Annotated in this window: 12 protein-coding genes; 4 read left to right on the forward strand and 8 right to left on the reverse strand. The window is 62.2% G+C overall.

All coding sequences use genetic code 11. The annotated features are described in order from the left end of the window. Nucleotides 1-105 precede the first annotated feature (105 nt). Both AC0L16_RS08700 and AC0L16_RS08705 read left to right on the forward strand, forming a co-directional pair. Nucleotides 106-450 (forward strand): DUF6949 family protein, encoded by a 345-nt coding sequence (locus tag AC0L16_RS08700; RefSeq protein WP_473620172.1) that lies wholly within the window; start codon nucleotides 106-108, stop codon nucleotides 448-450. A gap of 19 nt (nucleotides 451-469) precedes the next feature. Continuing rightward, entirely contained in the window at nucleotides 470-997 is a 528-nt protein-coding gene (locus AC0L16_RS08705; RefSeq protein WP_473620173.1) for a gamma carbonic anhydrase family protein, read from the forward strand. A 53-nt stretch (nucleotides 998-1,050) separates the two neighbouring features. Here AC0L16_RS08705 and AC0L16_RS08710 read toward each other — a convergent pair whose 3' ends face one another. Both AC0L16_RS08710 and AC0L16_RS08715 read right to left on the reverse strand, forming a co-directional pair. Further along, nucleotides 1,051-1,611 carry an ankyrin repeat domain-containing protein gene (locus AC0L16_RS08710; RefSeq protein WP_473620174.1) on the reverse strand — a complete coding sequence of 187 codons (561 nt, stop codon included), beginning with the start codon at nucleotides 1,609-1,611 and terminating at the stop codon, nucleotides 1,051-1,053. A 256-nt stretch (nucleotides 1,612-1,867) separates the two neighbouring features. Continuing rightward, nucleotides 1,868-2,107 (reverse strand): DUF1127 domain-containing protein, encoded by a 240-nt coding sequence (locus AC0L16_RS08715; protein ID WP_473620176.1) that lies wholly within the window; start codon nucleotides 2,105-2,107, stop codon nucleotides 1,868-1,870. A 174-nt stretch (nucleotides 2,108-2,281) separates the two neighbouring features. Here AC0L16_RS08715 and AC0L16_RS08720 point away from each other — a divergent pair, with 174 nt between their 5' ends. Then, the gene (locus tag AC0L16_RS08720) at nucleotides 2,282-4,291 is read left to right on the forward strand and encodes a BTAD domain-containing putative transcriptional regulator (RefSeq protein WP_473620177.1); all 2,010 of its coding nucleotides are present in this window, start codon (nucleotides 2,282-2,284) and stop codon (nucleotides 4,289-4,291) included. A 625-nt stretch (nucleotides 4,292-4,916) separates the two neighbouring features. Next, nucleotides 4,917-6,941, forward strand: coding sequence for a hypothetical protein (locus AC0L16_RS08725; protein WP_473620178.1), 2,025 nt, complete (start codon nucleotides 4,917-4,919; stop codon nucleotides 6,939-6,941). Between the two features lie 1,180 nt (nucleotides 6,942-8,121). On the opposite strand, the gene AC0L16_RS08730 is transcribed toward AC0L16_RS08725, so the two are convergent. From AC0L16_RS08730 to AC0L16_RS08755, 6 genes are all read right to left on the reverse strand, one after another. After that, entirely contained in the window at nucleotides 8,122-8,397 is a 276-nt protein-coding gene (locus tag AC0L16_RS08730) for a hypothetical protein (RefSeq protein WP_473620179.1), read from the reverse strand. A 248-nt stretch (nucleotides 8,398-8,645) separates the two neighbouring features. After that, entirely contained in the window at nucleotides 8,646-13,337 is a 4,692-nt protein-coding gene (locus AC0L16_RS08735) for an alpha/beta fold hydrolase (RefSeq protein WP_473620180.1), read from the reverse strand. Nucleotides 13,338-13,734: 397 nt separating this feature from the next. After that, entirely contained in the window at nucleotides 13,735-14,181 is a 447-nt protein-coding gene (locus AC0L16_RS08740; protein ID WP_473620182.1) for a MaoC family dehydratase, read from the reverse strand. Nucleotides 14,182-14,204: 23 nt separating this feature from the next. After that, nucleotides 14,205-15,416 carry an NAD(P)/FAD-dependent oxidoreductase gene (locus tag AC0L16_RS08745; protein WP_473620183.1) on the reverse strand — a complete coding sequence of 404 codons (1,212 nt, stop codon included), beginning with the start codon at nucleotides 15,414-15,416 and terminating at the stop codon, nucleotides 14,205-14,207. Nucleotides 15,417-15,426: 10 nt separating this feature from the next. Continuing rightward, nucleotides 15,427-16,659 (reverse strand): flavin-containing monooxygenase, encoded by a 1,233-nt coding sequence (locus AC0L16_RS08750; RefSeq protein WP_473620184.1) that lies wholly within the window; start codon nucleotides 16,657-16,659, stop codon nucleotides 15,427-15,429. A gap of 65 nt (nucleotides 16,660-16,724) precedes the next feature. Next, nucleotides 16,725-17,303 carry an OsmC family protein gene (locus AC0L16_RS08755; protein WP_258117479.1) on the reverse strand — a complete coding sequence of 193 codons (579 nt, stop codon included), beginning with the start codon at nucleotides 17,301-17,303 and terminating at the stop codon, nucleotides 16,725-16,727. Between the last annotated feature and the right edge of the window lie 4 nt (nucleotides 17,304-17,307).

Raw genomic sequence — 17,307 nt, forward strand, 5'->3', positions numbered from 1 at the left:
CGACCCTCTTGGGTGTCCTTAGACGGCACATGTGGCGCGGCACGGCTCTTGCAGCGGCGCCTGTCGAACACGACTGTGCGATTTCATGGTAAATGGAAGGTAAAGATGGGTCCGGTCGAACACACACTCTTTGCTTTTATGGTTGGGCTGACGGCGTGCGGCCTGGCCGGATCGGCTATGGAGCTGATATCAGGCCGCCGGCTTGCCTTCGTCGAGCCCTATGTGTCGCCGGCGCATGTGCTGCGCTCACTCTTCGCGACGGCCTGCGCCGGGCCCCTGATGTTCGCCAACGAAGCCCTCCACGCCTGGCGGGAAGGCCGCATTTCCGCCCCGGCGCTGATCTCTTGCGGTTGCACCGCTACGGTCTGGGCCTTGGCGTTGGGCGTCGTGCTGATCGACATTGCATCCCGAGCGGACATTCTCCTAGGTTCGGCTGATTCTTCAGCGTGAGACGATTCGGAGGCGAAAAATGCCGCTCTATGCGATCGACGGAAAGGCACCCGGTTTCGAGGACGCGGACAGCAACTGGATCGCGCCCGACGCGACATTGATCGGCGATGTCAGGGTCGGCCGCAATGCAGGCTTCTGGTTCGGCGTCGTCATCCGCGGCGACAACGAGCCGATCGTTATCGGCGCTGATACCAATGTGCAGGAGCACACGGTCATGCATACCGACGTCGGTTTTCCCCTGACCATCGGGCAAAGCTGCACGATCGGCCACCGCGCCTTGCTGCATGGCTGCACGATCGGCGATAACAGCCTGATCGGCATGGGCGCAATCGTGCTGAACGGCGCAAAAATAGGCAAGAACTCGCTGGTCGGTGCCGGCGCGCTGGTCACCGAAGGCAAGGAATTCCCCGACAATTCGCTGATCATCGGCTCGCCCGCGCGTTTGATGCGAGTGCTGGACGATGCCGCGGTCGCAAGGTTGCGCGATTCGGCCGCGCACTACGTCGCCAACGGCAAACGTTTCAAAGCGGGACTGACGAAGGCCTGAGGCCAGCCTTGCTCAAATCCTCGGCTATGGTTTCACCGGCATCGTCCCCCAACTCACCGTCCATTGGAGCCGCGCCTGGTCATCGCATCGCGCAGCAACGAAGCGCCGGCTTCAAAGCCGGCATTGTCGGCGTCCTCGAGGGCCGTCGTATAGTCGTCGATGCGGGTTTCGAGGGATGGGCCGGCGCCCGCCGCCAACAGTAGGCGGATGGCATCGACGCTACGGATGGCGACCGCATAGTGAAGCGGCGTCCAGTCGTTTACGCCCCGCATGTTGAGGTCTGCGCCACCATCGATCAGGATTCGGACGATTTCCAGTCTGTCAGCCCGGTCGGTGGAGAGTGCCGCAATGATTGCTGGAAAACCGCCGTGGTGGTGATAGTTCGGCTCCGAGCCCGCATCCAGTAGGATCGAGATGAAAGCGGCGGGGCTCCAATAGATCGCATACTCCAGTGGATGCCCAAGGCCGAATTCAAAGGGCATCTGCTCGTCGAACCAGCAAGGTGAGCCGCCGAGAGCCACACCGAGGCCCTCGAAGTCGCCCGCCTTGAACGCGTCGTCGATGGCCTTGAACAGGCGGTGGCGCTCGCATCGATCTTCCGGGATTTCCAACATCGCAGCTATCCGGAGGTTGAATTGGCCTGGCTGCCATATTGCTCCCACCCGCAGTTGCCTGAAAGCCTCATGACGGTTGCGATTGGAGAGCAGTTCTTGCGGCTGCGTTTGTTAGAATCTCATCCCGCCTTAGTCTCGTAAGCTGCCGAGAAAATCTCCCGGACTGGCGCGCCCAAAGCTGCGCATACAGCCCATTTTTCAAAAGCAGCTCGTTATGGGTGCCGAGTTCCACGATGCTGTCAGTCGTACCCCGATCTTACCGCATCGACATCAAGTTCGTGATCAGACCTGCCTCGATGTTGAGCACGGCTCGATCGGCCTCCGGATGACCGATGTCGTTCAGCTGATCGGCCGTCAAGTCGGCCAGTGCCCTGCGTCTTGCGACGATGCGCCGCCACCCCCTGAAGGCGGCAATCATCATTGCTGCGCTTTTCAGGCTAGGTCCAAACAAATGTCTTTTCGAGGTGCGGGCGGCGCGAGTTTTCGTGTCAGCCATTTTAGTCTCCCATTTCGAGATTTGCGGATGAGAGCGTGCCATGTGGCTGTTTTCGGGCTGTTCGGCTGTGCGTGAAAAAAACGGAAAAGCCCGACGAGCTGCCGTTAAATCGGTGTTAAATCCATCTACGGGAATGCTATTCTGCCGCGGCGGTCAAAGTCTGGAGACGGATCTGTGCGCATCAGGTTGCTGGGCGGCCTCGAGGTTACCTCCCCGGAGCGCCGGCCCGTCCGCTTCGCGACGCGCAAGACTTCGCTGCTTTTTGCTGCCTTGGTGCTGGCGGGCCGCCGCGGCCATCGTCGTGAGTTGCTTTCCGAAGCCTTTTGGCCGGGACGAAGCAATGGCCAGGCGCGCAACAGTTTGCGGCAAGCGCTGGTCGACATCCGGCGCTCGTTCCCGACCAGCAAGGATGCCACAGTCTACATCGACGGGGATCACGAAGCCATCGCGCTGATTGCCGGTCCGGATGACGCGGACATTTCGATCTTCGACCGGAAACTGGAGCAGGGCGGGGCGGCCGATCTCGCCCTCGCCGCCGACCTCTACCGCGGTGGGGTGCTTGCGGGGGAGCCCATTCCTGAGGAACTGGATGAGTGGTTTGGACCCTATCTGGACAGGTATCAGCGCAAGGCGCTGCAGTTGGTCGATCGGCTGAGCCTCGCGCTGCCGATACCCGGCTCAGCGGAAGAGACGGCCTGCGAAGGGCTGGCAGAGAGATTGCTTGCCTCAGATCCTACCGCGGAGGCCGCCCATCGGGCGCTGATCCGGATCCACGCTCATCGCGGTCACGAAAACGCCGCCTTGCGCCAGTTCGAGCTCTGTCGCAATGCCCTGAAAAAGCAGCTGGATGCGGAGCCGGAGGCGCAGACAAGCTCGCTGGCGGCTTCTCTGCAGTCCCGCGAACGAACTGGGGATCGGCGGCCCGGGCCAAACTCTGGCGTCGCGGCGCCGGCGCAGATGCTGGTCCCAACGAGACACGACGACCAGCCGTCAATTGCGGTGCTGCCGTTTCAGAATCTGAGCGGTGATATGGAGCAGGAATATTTTGCCGACGGTATGGTGGAAGACATCGTCACCGCCCTGGCTCACTTTCGTCACCTGTTCGTAGTCGCACGGAATTCGAGTTTTACCTACAAGGGACGGTCGATAGACATAAAGCAGGTCGGGGGTGAACTGGGCGTGCGCTATGTGGTCGAGGGAAGCGTGCGGCGGGCGGGTGACCGCCTGCGCATCGCCGGGCAGCTCATCGACACCTCGACGGGGGCGTATCTGTGGGCCGATCGTTTCGACGGAACGCTCGCCGAAGTGTTCGATCTGCAGGACCAGATCGCCTCGAGCATAGTCGGCGCAATCACCCCGAAGGTGGAGGAGGCTGAGATCGAGCGAGCCAAACGCAAGCCGACAGAAAGCCTTGACGCTTACGACTACTACCTCCGCGGGCTGGCGGCCTTTGACCGGACGATCACTAGTAGATCGGCCATTGACGAAGCCTTGCGACTGTTCAAGGCAGCGATCGCCCGTGACCCGGAGTTTGCCGCAGCTTACGCGCGGGCTGCGCGATGCTACGCTACCCGAAAGAGCAATGGCTGGATGGTCGACCGCGCGGAAGAGATTGCCGAGGCTACTCGACTGGCCAGGAGAGCCGTCGAACTCGGAAGGGACGATGCAATTGCGCTTTCCTACGGTGGATACGTCCTCGGCTACGTAGGCGGCGACCTTGATGACAGTGCGGCTTGCATCGATCGCGCGCTCGCTCTCAACCCGAACTTGGCCGCTGCTTTGGGCGTCAGCAGCTGGGTGAGGGCTTGCTTGGGCGAGCCAGGCAAGGCCGTCGAGCACGCCGCGCTTGCCATGCGTCTAAGCCCATTGGATCCACGCCTGTTCGCTTGGCAGTTCAACACCGGGCTCGCTCATTTTTGTGCCGGCCACTACGATGACGCTGTCGCTTGGGTGGGAAAGTCGCTGCGGCACCAGCCGAACTACGTGAGCGCGATGCGTGTAGTGGCGGCGGGTCATGCCCTTGCGGGGCGTCTATCGGAAGCGCAGCAAATGATGGCCCGGATCTGCGAGTTCGATCCGCTGCTGCGGCTTTCGAATCTCGCCGAGGTGCTGCCGCCGTTTTATCGACCGGACGATCGCAGCAGATATATCGAAGGCCTTCGCAAGGCGGGCCTGCCCGATTAACGCCGTGTCAGCGTGAAGCGAGGCAGACGGCTTCGGCACCAGATCGTGTCGCTCGGTGCGACTTAACCACGATCAGCATGATTTAGTTGGCCAGTTCGCGGGCGCCCCAATGGCCATATTGCATGCCGAGTGCTCCCGATGGATGCTTGATAAGGTAACGGTTGACCGTGGAGATCTGTGACCTAGCTAAAAGCTTAGCCGACCGTCCAGAGCCGGAAATGGCGGGATGGTACGCTACCGTGGGAGAACTCTCGGGACGTTGAGATGCAGAGGTGCAAGTCGGCTTTTCAGAGCCTGTGCGCCCTTGGCGGCCGACAATCGGCGGCCACGGCATGTCAAGTTTCGTTTCAAAGAAAAGTCATCTGCGCCGGGACGACTATCAACGCGCGACCGCCGCTCCGCCATACAACAACAATTCGAGCACTGGAGGGCCCTCGAAGCAAGTGACAGCTTCGAAAGCGATCAAAGGCTTTAGCCAGCACCAAGACGAGGGGCCAAACACCGCTTCACGAACTTGAGAATACACCCAAGACGCACAGGCACGGCAATGTCAAATTCTCTTGCCGAAATTTACGCAAACGACGCTGATCTCGCCATCCTGGGCGGGATAGCAACATTTGCCTCGGTGGGCCTCTATCTTTTGCTCCGGCGTATCCTTATCGCGGTGCAACGTCGCCTCAAATCAGATGTGAGCGAAGGCGGATCTGACTTCCCCGAGGAGGAGGTTTCTTGGGAATGGGAAAGCCCGGTCGACCTTGCAACCGAGCCGGCTTCTTCTTCTCAGGTTGCCGTGCCCTCAGACCCGGCAGACCCGGAAATTCGGCGTCAGGATGCCAATTGCCTTCGGTTCGGGGTGCGAATTGAGTATTTCGACGTGATATCTTGCGAGAGCTCGTCTGTGGCCCAGACCAACGCTTTCGCTTCCGCGACGAACATAGCGCAATTCGGCCGACTTGCGACATCGATCAGGGAAATCGCTGAGTACGTTTATAGGCGGATGGCGGCTGATCTTGCCGCTCTAAGTAATCCCGTGCTGAGGGCTCTGGGCCGTATGCCGACACAACTCGCCCTCGCGGAGAATCCCGACCCCACCACAACGACGGCCTCACCTCCTCGCGTTCGCAGGCCGATCGGTCTTGTGCCCCGCTTTGGCGTCGCCGCAATCTGTCTGGCCGTGCCGCTTAGCTATGCGATGACTAGACAAAACTGGGTCGAAAGCGCCCCCGCCATTTCGCTGGTCCAGGGCAACGTCAATCCGGACCTTTCGCGACCATTCGAGCGTCCGGCGAGTGCTGCATTGGATGTGCCTAGGCCAGCCCAGGGAGACGAGCGCACGAGTGTCGGATTGCTCAGTCCGGATCTCACGACTGCCCGGGCGCAAGTCGGAGCAGCCGCAGCGAGGGAATTGGCCGGCCAGGATCGCCGGGCGGCGGCGGAAGGCGAGCGCGCCAGGAGCGCCGCTCTGCAGCGAGCGCTGCTCGAATCGCGAAAGGAGATCGATGCGCTGAGGACAAGCATGGCAGCTGCCGATAGCGTACGCCAGGAGCAATTGCGCAACGAGCTCGCGGCAGCCCGTACAATTGACGCATTGCGGCGCATAGCGGGAGATACCCGCACAATGCTGCGCGAGGCCACCAACTATGTCCTTACGGAGATGCCCGCTGCTCATCTGGAGCGTCAGCGAGTCGAATGGCGGGCGCGCGAGCTCTCGCGAGCGCGGGCGAAAATTCAACAGCTTGAGGCCAAGGCCGCCGAGGATCGCGCCAAGGCCACGGCTTCGCTGGCGCAAGCGACCGGAATGCTCGACGACGAACGCCGGAAGTCAGAGGACCTTCGTGGCGACCTCGCCGAAGTGAACCTGTCCAATGCCGCGCTCGTGGAGCGCGCCGACGCGGCTGAGCAGGAACGGGCCGGTGCAGTCACAGCGAGAGAACGAGTGGAGCAGACCGCAGCCGAGACGGAGGGCGCGCTGGCTCGAGAACGCGCTGCAGCAGCGTCGATTCGTGAGGAGCTGAAAAAAGCTCGCCTCGAGCGCGACGCGGCTGAGCAGGAACGAGCCAGAGCAGTAACGGCGAGAGAACGAGTGGAGCAGACTGCAACCGAGACGGCGCATGCTCTGGCACGAGAACGCGCCGCAGCAGTCTCGACGCGAGAGGAGCTGAAAAAAACTCGCCTCGAGCGCGACGCGGCTGAGCAGGAACGAGCCAGAGCAGTCACAGCGAGAGAACGAGTGGAGCAGACTGCAACCGACACGGCGCAGGCTCTGGCACGAGAACGCGCTGCGGCAGTCTCGACCCGTGAGGATCTCGATAAAGCTCGCCTCGAACGCAACGCCGCCCGAGCACTTTTGGCAGGGGTCGCCAGGCTGAAGGAGGCTCTGGACGAGCAACGTGAAGTCACTGTTTCTCTTGCCCGCGACCTGGCCGCGGCGCGCGCGGACAATGACAGGCTCAGGGCTCAGCGTCGCAGCGCCCAGATTGAGCCGCCGCTGAAGCCGCGCGCTGGCCGCGTGGCAGCCGCTGCCGGCGGGTTGAAGGCTGTCAGCCAGAAGACTGCACGCAGCAAGGTTCGCAACCCGTCGCGGATTGCCCGGGTGCGTTCTCTCACACTTCCCTATCCCCTCAGGCCAAGACTAGCGACGCTGGAGTGATTTCCAAAACGACTGTGCGGTCCCTCCTATCGAAGGCCAGGGCCTTTGGGAGGCCTTGTCTCGCACCCTCTCACGATGCCGCGGATGAATCACCCGTTCGAGTTCATCCTGCTCTCGTCGGCGAGGAGTCTGCGCGATGCGCTATGTCAGCCCGATCACGCCGCCAGTCGCGTTCAATTCGCATCTGATCGGCGCCTGCCGCGTCTCCACCTTGCCTTGCCGTCCATAGTCGATGCTGACCTCAACGGGAGCTGAGATCGTATCCGGGCTCAACCGACGTATGGCACCTGCGCTGCTGACGCGCACACTGGTCGCGCCAAACGGGGCGGCGGCCAACTCGACTGCATCACGGCAGGCGCGAACGACTTCATCCGGGACGCCCGGCAGCGCCTTGATTGGACTGACCGTCGATGGACTGTTGCTGGCGCTGGGAGGCTGGAGGTTGGCCGGGAGGTCGAGCGACCGTCCGGTCCCTGCGGACCGGGCGACACTGACGGCAGTGGCGGCCGTAGTTGCCGCCACTGCCGCCGTTGCAGTGGTGCTGGTCCCATCGTCATCCACCGGTGACCTACTGCTGGAGCCGCTGGGCTTGCCGCCAGGTCCTTTGTGCGCGCCGCCTTTGCGGCTTTCACCGTGATGGCTGCCAGCGCTATTGCCTCCGCCACCATGGTTGCCACCGCTCTTGCCTCCGCCGCGCTCGCCGCCGGCAGCTGCTCCTGCGCAAGCTACCGCGATCGAGCAAACGAATGCGAGATATGCCCAGCTGAATCCAGGGAATTGACGCACGACCACCTCCATAAAGTGCGTCGGTCGAACCGTCTTTCCGCGCATGCAGTCAGAACGACGCAACCGCCGCCGCCCCCAGGCAAAACTCGCGACCAAGGCGCCCACGGAGGGTAAGTAGGGGATCAATCCGGTGTATCAAGGACGCGGTACGTGGTATGGGCGTCGCCCGGCTACCGGCGGGAGGGGAGGCCACGATCCGATCCCGTCGCTGACATTCTGAGGTGCAGCCTGAGAGAACTGCAAGCGTCTCTACAACTAGGCGACTCGCCTCTTGAGGCGGCCTTTGACCGGACGATCACTAGTAGATCGGCCATTGACGATGCGTTGCGCCTCTCATGAAGGCGATCGACCGTGACCCGGAGTTCGCGATAGCCCATGCGCGGGCGGCGCGGTGCTACGCCACTCGAAAAAGCAGCGGCTGGTGGTCGACCGCGCGGAAGAGATTGCCGAGGCTACTCGACTGGCCAGGAGAGCCGTCGAACTCGGAAGGGACGATGCAATTGCGCTTTCCTACGGTGGATACGTCCTCGGCTACGTAGGCGGCGACCTTGATGACAGTGCGGCTTGCATCGATCGCGCGCTCGCTCTCAACCCGAACTTGGCCGCTGCTTTGGGCGTCAGCAGCTGGGTGAGGGCTTGCTTGGGCGAGCCAGGCAAGGCCGTCGAGCACGCCGCGCTTGCCATGCGTCTAAGCCCATTGGATCCACGCCTGTTCGCTTGGCAGTTCAACACCGGGCTCGCTCATTTCTGTGCCGGCCACGACGATGACGCTGTCGTTTGGGTGGAAAGTCGTGAGGTGAGGTATATGTCGGCTTCACGGACGCATACTGGATTTCGAAAACCTAGCGTAGCCGGATGCTTATTCAGCCGCAGTGGCGGCGGCGCGGTTGCTGGGCACGCGTCACGTAGCCACGTTGGCTAGAAGAACTCACGCGCCGCCCGCGCATCCTGGCTGTCGTCGAGCTTACCGACAAGCTCGCCGTGAGGCGCGATAAATTCACGCGCTTTCTCGACATCTCCAAGGCTTCGAAGACAGCGAGCGAGTTCCACAGCGATACGCAGTTGGCCAATCGCGGAACGCTGCAAGGTAGCGACGTTCGCAGCCTTGTGGAGCATCTTCTCGATCTCGTCAGGTCCGCCACCGCTCTTTTCGCGGATACAGGCTTCGATCCTAAGTACTTCGGCGAGCTGGAAATAGGTTCCGTTGTAGCGGCCGAGCTCCAGAGCAGCTTCAACCGACTTGCGAGCGCTGTCCAGCCTGCCGCTGTCGCCCAGCGCTTCGGCGTAAAGGCCTATCAGATAGGGCAGCCCCATTTCAGCGCCGGTCCGGCGAATGGCAGATATAGCTTCCTCCATGCCGCGCAGGCCGGCCCCCCGTTCCCCAAGCCGGAATTGCCCCCATCCAACTTGGAACGCGGCTTGGCCGACAAGGAGCGGCAACTGGAACTTCTCTGCTATCTGCAACTCGCTTTCCGCCGCCCGAAGCGCGGCCTCAGGCTCCCCCGCGAACATATGGAGGTAGCTGGTCCCCCAATACGCAAGCGCCATGCTCAGCGGATGCTCGAAACGTCCGGCGAGCCCGGTTGCGTCTTCGCACCGTAGCCTTGCCTTATCCGGCTCGCCGGCCAGCCAGGCTGACAATCCCGAGAAGCAGCGGCAGCAGACGCCCGGGTCATGACCGGAGTACTTGTACGTCAGATAATGATCGCGGTCGGGGTCGTAGAGGCCGATGGCGCGTTCCGCATGGTTTTGGGCCGCCGCGGTCTCCCCAAGGAAGAAATTGTTTGTCCAGAACATGTGCTCGGTCTCGATCGCGAGACCGGGATCGCTGTCGTCCTTAGCCAGGCCAGCCCATCGGCAGGCCAGTTCCTGCGCCGCTGCCGGCTTGCCGCTAAGCATGTAGTATTGGGCTCTCCCGCGCAGCGCCGTGAACAGACGCGCCTGGTCGCCGATCTTACTGCAAAGTTCCTCGGCGCGCTCGAACGCGGCGAGCACTTCGGTCGCACCCCAGCCACGAGCCGCCATGAGGGCCACGCCCCTCGCGAGCTGGAACTCGATCTCTTGCTCATCGGCGTCGGCGACATCGTTGCTCCTTAGCAGCCTGACCCCAAGGTCCAGTTGCTCAAGTGCACTGACGTGCGCCGACCGCCTGATCGCCTTGCGAGCCGAGATCAGAAGATAGCCGACGGCTTCGACCCAGAGGTGAGCCTGTTGCGCGTGTCTGGCCAGGCGTTCGCTGTGCTCCTCAAGCCGGTCCGCGTAATGGGCCTTCAATTCGGCAAGCGCAGTCCTGTGGAGCTCAATGAGCGCCGACGATACGATACGTCCGGACACAGCAGTTCGGATGAGGACGTGCTTGAAGCGGACGAAAGCCTCGGGAAAAACCTGAAGCTCCACTAGGAGATCGGCCTTCTTCAAATTCTGGAGGGCGGCATCGAAGCGCAGGCTCGACAGCGTCGCCATCCTTCGTAGCAAGGGCACCGGAATCTCTCCGCCGAAGATCGAGGCGATCTCGGCTACCCGCTTCGAATCCTTGTCGAGACGTTCGAAGCGAGCGTCGACGATCGTCTGGATACTCGCCGAAACGACGATCTCGTCGACCTCGCCAGAAGGCCGGTAGCGGCCCGGCTGCCCTTCCAGCTTGCCGGTCTCGGCGAGAGCGCGGACGGTCTCTTCCAGGAACAATGCATTGCCTTTGCACGCATCCCCGACTGCACCGCGGAGCTGCGCCAGCTCAGGGTCCCTGCCAACCAGGTAGTCAAGAAATGCTGCTGCTTCGGCCGTATTGAACGCCGGCAGGCGGATTTCGGAAGGTCCTGCAGCGGCGAAGGCACCGCGATCGTATTCGGGTCGACAGGTCAGGATAAGCAGGCAGCGGACAGTGGGCAGTGCCTGCGCCAGCCGCACCAGGACCCCCTCACTTTCGGCGTCTATCCAATGAAGGTCCTCGACCAGGAGAACGACGGGCTTCTCGCGGCCAAGGAAGAGCAGAAGCCCAACCGCTGCTTCCTGCATGCGCCGGGATCGCTCCTGGCCAGAAATGATAGCCCAGTTCGGATCCTGAACGGGCAGTTCCATGACTGCCATGATCGGATCGAGGAGCCGCTCATCGAAGCCTTGCGCGCTTTGCGCGGCCAGTACCTTTTCGGTTGCGATTGGCGGCGCTTCGGTGTCGCCTACGCCGAACAGGGTTTGCAGCAGCTTCCGAATTACGACGAAACCGCTGCGCAGGTCCGTTTCGAGCGCGCCGACCTCCAGATTCTCAGCATCATCGTGAGGGATGGCTCCAACGAATTCATGCGTGACACGCGACTTGCCGTGACCGGGATCGCCGACCACGAAAACCGTCTGACCTTGGCCGTCGAATACGTCATGCCAGGCCTTGTTCAGAATCTGCAGCTGCATCTCGCGGCCGACGAACGGCGACAGCTGCGTTTCGGCGCGCAACTGCCAGCGCGAGCGGCCCCGCCTGATCTCGATCACTTCAAAGAGCCGCTGGTTCTTCGGGTATTCCGACAGAAATGGCGCTGCCAGCGCTTCCATACCGACGAAGCCGCCAGCCGATGCCCGGGTCCTGGCGGTTGCCACCACGAGATCGCGCCCCAATGCCTGGCTCAGCGTATGGGCCACGGACACCGGCCCACCGCGCACCTCCAAAGCCCGGTCACGTGCCGGGCTGACGATCACGATGCCTGTGTCTAGGGCAGCACGAACGCCGGTCATCCAATCGCCATAGCGCAGCGCGAGCGCGCGCAGGGCGAGTGCGGTCCGGCAGGCAAGTGCAGCATGTCCTTCGAGCGGCTCAGGCGCGCCAAACGACGCGACGAGCTCGTTCTCGGAAATCGTCAGAACCGTTCCTCCGTTGTCGCGCACGAGCGCGGTGGCCTGCATGAGGAAGGGATCGACCCGCTCCAGCGCGACATCGGGAGGCAGGTTCTCCATCACCGGTTCGGCGTATTGGAAATCGGCGCACAGGATCGTTGCCTGTCGCCGGGTCCTCGGGTCGACCGCAACGACCGTTTGCGCCTGAAGCGCCTCGTTGGCAAATGCCGACGCCTCGAGAATGAAGTTGCGGAACGCGGGTTCCTCGGCAAGAAGGATGTGATTGGCGCTTTCCAGTTCGACGAAGCGGGCACCAGTTATCGATCTGGCGAGCTCCAAACCTTCCGAGAAAGGCGCGACCCGGTCGCCGTTGGCATGCAGGACGAGCGCTGGCACATGCAGCCGTTCAAGCGATCGCGATATGTCAATGTCGGCAAAGACATAGCTCAACCGCATCGCGTTTTCCGGCGTGAGTGTCCGGCGCTGCAGCTCATTGAACCAATCCATCTGCATGCGATTGGCGCCCGGTATAAACAGGTTGGTGAACATTTGGCGGAACAATGGGTCGTCCCGACCCCAGCCCTGGCGCATCAACGCCGAGATTGCTTCGCGTCTGACGATCTCCGCCGCATTTCCGCGCGCTCGCCATCCACGAACATATCCCCCCCAAATCAAGAGACCCGCGACCTTCTCGGGATGGCGAATGGCGTATTCGACCGAGAGAGCACAGCCTTGCGATATTCCAAGGAGGACGAAACGGTCGAGGCCCACGGCCTCTACGACGCATTCGAGATCGTCGACGAATGCATCGAAAGACACATCCTCACAGACTGTGTCGGAAAGGCCGTTCAGGCGCCCGTCGTAGCGTACAAGCGTGAAGCCGCTGGACAGGCCGTCGATCCAATGTCCCCAAACTGGGCTTTCCCAATCGAAGTCGAGATGGGACATCCAGTGCGAGGCACGCACGATCGCTGGCCCGGATCCGCTGATGACATAGGCGATCCGGGTGCCATCGCGGGCATTGACGTAGCGTATCTGCTGCTTACCTGACGAAACCTTCGTCAAAGGCGGCGGGACGGGTTCGGGCACGGGCCCCGTCAGCGGAGGTTCGGGGGCCGGCCGGCTAACAGGTTCAGCCGTCGTGCCACTTCGGATCGGGGCAGCGGCGACGGTCAGTCGAGCCTGATCGTTAATGCGGGCGATCTCGTCTGCTAGATCATTGTCCGGAAGAAGTGACTGCAGCGTGTGCAGGTGGGGAAGCGCCCGCTCAGGCTCGTCGCCCAGGCGATCGATCAGGGCGCGTAGCGCCTTCAGGTGCAGAATCTCGGTCTCATTCGAACAATAGACGCGCCAAGCGTCGAACGCCTGGCAGCGCGGCAGATAGAGGTCCGACAAGAACGGGCCGTGGAAAGCCGCAGCGATCGCTTCCAGACGCTCTGTGGGCAGCGAACCAACCGCATCGGCCGACAGGCCCCTGATCAGATCGTAGTCGAGCCAGATCGATCCCGGCTTCAGTTGGACCACGTTGCGATCGGCCGCAAGCCGGGTCTCGCCGTCGGCGTTTAAGATCCGGCGCAGCTTCGAAAGGCTCCAACGCAGCGCGCCCCGAGGATCATCAGGGACGTCCCAGAACATCTCACAAAGCCACTCGCGGCGCTGCTGCTTTTGCTGCACGGCCAGATAGGCGAGTAACGCCCGCGTCTTGCGCGATTGCGTTAGGGCCACAGGCTCGCCGTCACGGCGAACCGTGAGGTCGCCAAAGACCCTTACTTCGAAGGCCGAGTTCAATCCGGTTGTCCTAACCGTATGGTCGGCCTTACATTAGCGACGAAGCATTTGGGTTCGCAACACCCAAACCGATGGCGGACGTGTCTTCACGCCCGCCATCGAATTTGACCCGTACTCCGTCACCGGACCTCAGCCCTGCGAGCGATCTCGCAAAGGCGTCTGAAGTTAATCACCCGGTCGAGGTGCTCCCGGACTGCCTCGAGCGGCGGACCTTTGCGGATGTCTTTCCACAGAGTGGATGTCGGGGTTGCATAGATACCGAATGAGATGTTCATAAAGTTGGCTCCTTCGTTTGCAGCGGACCATTCCGCTAAGTTCCTCGAACATGCGTTCTGCCCGTTGGAGACAGCGTGTGGGAGAACATGGAAATGCGGAGCCGCCCGGCAGCCTATGGCGGCTAATCGAGCGGCACAGTGTAGGTTGTTGCGGTGCCGGACAGGCAAATCTCGCCTGCCGAGTTTGCGACGGTGGTTGACAGTGTGCAGATCGGCTTGTCTTCCCGCACGCTAAGCACCTCCGCGCGTGCGACGATCTCCTCGCCGATACCGACGGCCTTGAGGAACTTCCACTCGACGCCAAGAAAGACGCTGCCGGGTCCCGGTAAGTCCTCGGCCACCAGAGCATTGAGAAGGCCGGAAGTGACACCGCCCTGAACTATGAGACGGCCGAATACGGTGCGGGCGGATAGGACATCATCGAAGTGGAGTGGGTTTCTGTCGCCGGTCATGTCGCTGAACGCAATGATGTCGCTAGCCCGAGTGATGCGCCTTCGCTCTGCACTGGCCCCGACTTCCGGTTGTCCGAACCGGACTCCGGACCATCCGGATCGTATGGTCGTTTGCATAGCCTTGCTCCTTGTTTTGTGTTTCAGATTGCCTCTAGCTGCGACGTCGCTAGCCCTTGCGGGAGAGGCGGAACCTCGCGATCGCGCGCCGCCCGGGCCAAGAGCACAGCGACTTCGGATTTCATCGCCTCGCTGAAGCGCTTGTGGCGTTCAGGTAGCTCTTCGATGGACCAGTCGAAGGCACTGATGGCGTCCGTGGCCTCAAGGATGGGCAGCGCGAGGCTGTCGCGTACTTCCTGGAACTCCCGCAATGCGGACTCGCGACAGGAAAGTATTGCCGTCGCGGCCCCTTCGGCATCACGCAGGGCGTCGGAAATACCATGCGAGGTCAGCGGATCGCGGAAGAAGCCGGCATCGCCGACCAGCATCCAGCCAGGGCCGTATGCCTGCCGCAATCGGCCGGGCGTGCCGCGGAAGGCCTTCAGACGTTCGCCACCATTGCCGAAGACCCGCGGTTCCAATCCGGGTGCCAGCGCTGCCAGGGCAAGCTGTGCGGCGGAAAGATCGAAACGGAACTCCGCGTCAAACCGCTCGGTCGGAACGGATGCGACGATACAGGCAAGCCCGTCATTCGTCGGTATCACGCCGCCGGATAAGTTCCGGCCGAAATACCAGTGGTATCCAGAGAACGCCGGCGCGGGGGCGTAGCCGAAGACATGTGCCACCGAGCACCGCCCCTGCACCAGCGTCCGTGCCTCGACCTTGCGAGCGATAAACGAGCCGAGCCCGTCTGCTCCAACCACGATATCGGCGCTTATCTCGCGAGTTTGGCCGCCGGCATCTCTCAATGTGACGCCGCGAACACGGCGATGTGCGTCGAACATGAGATCATGGACCGGAGTGTCGTGCATAATCGTAGCTCCAGCGGCTCGTGCTGCATCGACCAACATGCGATCAAGCACCGTGCGGCGTGGAGCGATCAGGCCCGGAATATCTGGCTCGGGCCGAATGGGCACCGTGACCTCCTGCTCGCCATAGTGAAAAGTGGTAGACCTGATCACCGGGGCACCGCTTTGGACCAACGGTTGAAGCAGGCCCCAACGCGAAAGCTGCATGACGGCTGGTCGCATCAGCGCGTGTGTAGACAGAGTGTCAGATCCATAGGACTGGCGGTCGACTGCCAGCACCCGCAATCCTGCCCGGGAGAGCAGCATTGCCGTCGAGGCTCCGGCGCTGCGCGCGCCGACGATGATGGCGTCGTAGTGAGAATGTGCAGGGACGACATTGGAAAGCATCGGAATGTCCTTATGCTGCCTTGAGGCCGCTCTGACCGAGATAGTGTGAGACATGGTCGGCGATCGCTTGCGCGTCCGGCCCAACGCCTCCAATGAAATTGGAATCGCGCTTGCGCAGAAAGCGAAAGCCAAGCGCATAGAGGCCGGCGACGGTCGTTATCCCGCCCTTGTGGGCCAGTTCGCCATTGGCGGTGATGGCGGGCAGTTTCAGCCATGAAAACGAGCGGCTGTAGCCGGTCGCCCATATGATGGTGCCGATGTCGTCGTTCGCGAACGACAGGCGCTTGAGGCAATTCGTCGGCAGCTCGATCGGGGCGGGGGCGCCGGCCATGGATTCGTGACCCGCGAACTGGTCGACCTGGCGAAGGAGCCGGTCCTGCTTGGCGTCCGCCGCCGTGATGCTATCTTTGAGATCATAGGCAAAGCCAATTGTCCCGTTCGAGATGCCTTTCAACCGCCCGGTGAGTTCGACCCCGATGCCCTGAAGGGTCGCCAGATCGACATTGGAGCGATCCGCCCGACCGGCAAGTTGAAGTGAAGGCTGTCGTCTGGCGCTGTCGGGATCTGTCAAATCCTCCAGCCGCTGGGACATGAATCCCATATGGTAGAGCCACCAGAAGATATCCTTGTCTCGCCAGATGCGCGGCAAACGCGTGTGCTTGCCGACGGACAGGATTACGCGTCTGCCACTGCGTCGCAGCTCGTCGGCAATCTGGACGCCCGACGACGATGCGCCGACAACCAGCACGCCGCCTGACGCAAGCTGGTCGGGACTTCGGTACTGCGAAGCGTGGACGCTGACCGGTGGGTCCGCGCTGGTATGCAGCGGGAAGGGTATGCTCGGCACGTCGCAATGACCGGTGGCCACAACGACGACTTTCGCCGACCAGTCGCCGGCGGTCGTCCGCAGCCTGAAGCCCTGCCCATCCTGTTCGCACGACAAGACATCGACGTACGAGCGCACCGGCGCTTGCGATCGATGGGCATAGCCAACCAGGGTTTCCACAAACGCGTCGCGGCTCATGTAGCCGTCGGGTTCGGAGCCACAATATGGGGAGCCTGGCAGCGCGTTCAGCCAATTGGGCGTCAAAAGGCGGAGCGAACGCCATGTCGAGGACCGCCACCGTTCGCCAATGCGCCCGCGTTCCAGAACGACATGCGAGATCCCGCGTTTTCGAAGGCAGTGGCTCAAGGCGATGCCCGCCTGGCCAGCGCCGACGATGACAACGTCAGCCTGTTCCATATTGTTTCCATCAGTTTTGGAGGGCGACGGTTCAGATACCCGTCCGAACCGCCTTTCCGGGTGGATCACTGGATGGTTTTGACACCGACCGAAACGGAAACACCGTTCGTCAGCACGTCGAAGACCGCGGACCGTGCCCGTGCCTGCTCGACCAGTTGCTGGAGCTTCTCGGACGGCGCATCGCCCTCGATTTCGAACGCCACCGTGATGTTCTGAAAGCCGTTTCGGACCTCGTCGGAAATCCCGAGGATGCCGCGCAGATCGATGTCGCCATCGACCGAGCACTGCACCTTGGTCAGCTTGATGCCGCGCGCCGCGGCGATGTTGGCGACGCCCGCCATCAGGCAGCTGGCGAGCGCATGCAGCAGCCATTCGACCGGGGTGGGGCCGTGATCGGCGCCGCACAGCACGGCCGGGTGGTCGCTGTCGGCGTAATAGGCTTTGGCATGCTTCTGTTCCTGGCCGGCGCCGTGGAAGCCGAGCATGACGCTCTTGCTGTGGGTGCCTTCGACCCACTCGTTGTGGGCGCGGAACTGGAACTTGGCCAGTTCAGGCTGGCCGGCGACAAAGTTGATCGTTGCCAGAAGGTTCGGCGTGTCGACGCCGTTCAACGGTGGCCTTGAGGCCTTGGTGGTGTGTTGCATCGTC

The organism is Mesorhizobium sp. WSM4848, from assembly GCF_055811375.1.

What these genes read in the sequence shown, in the direction of transcription:
- AC0L16_RS08710 (WP_473620174.1), bottom strand. Translation starts at nt 1,611, where the DNA reads ATGTTGGAAATCCCGGAAGATCGATGCGAGCGCCACCGCCTGTTCAAG.
- AC0L16_RS08700 (WP_473620172.1), top strand. Translation starts at nt 106, where the DNA reads ATGGGTCCGGTCGAACACACACTCTTTGCTTTTATGGTTGGGCTGACG.
- AC0L16_RS08755 (WP_258117479.1), bottom strand. Translation starts at nt 17,303, where the DNA reads ATGCAACACACCACCAAGGCCTCAAGGCCACCGTTGAACGGCGTCGAC.
- AC0L16_RS08715 (WP_473620176.1), bottom strand. Translation starts at nt 2,107, where the DNA reads ATGGCTGACACGAAAACTCGCGCCGCCCGCACCTCGAAAAGACATTTG.
- AC0L16_RS08745 (WP_473620183.1), bottom strand. Translation starts at nt 15,416, where the DNA reads ATGCTTTCCAATGTCGTCCCTGCACATTCTCACTACGACGCCATCATC.
- AC0L16_RS08750 (WP_473620184.1), bottom strand. Translation starts at nt 16,659, where the DNA reads ATGGAACAGGCTGACGTTGTCATCGTCGGCGCTGGCCAGGCGGGCATC.
- AC0L16_RS08705 (WP_473620173.1), top strand. Translation starts at nt 470, where the DNA reads ATGCCGCTCTATGCGATCGACGGAAAGGCACCCGGTTTCGAGGACGCG.
- AC0L16_RS08740 (WP_473620182.1), bottom strand. Translation starts at nt 14,181, where the DNA reads ATGCAAACGACCATACGATCCGGATGGTCCGGAGTCCGGTTCGGACAA.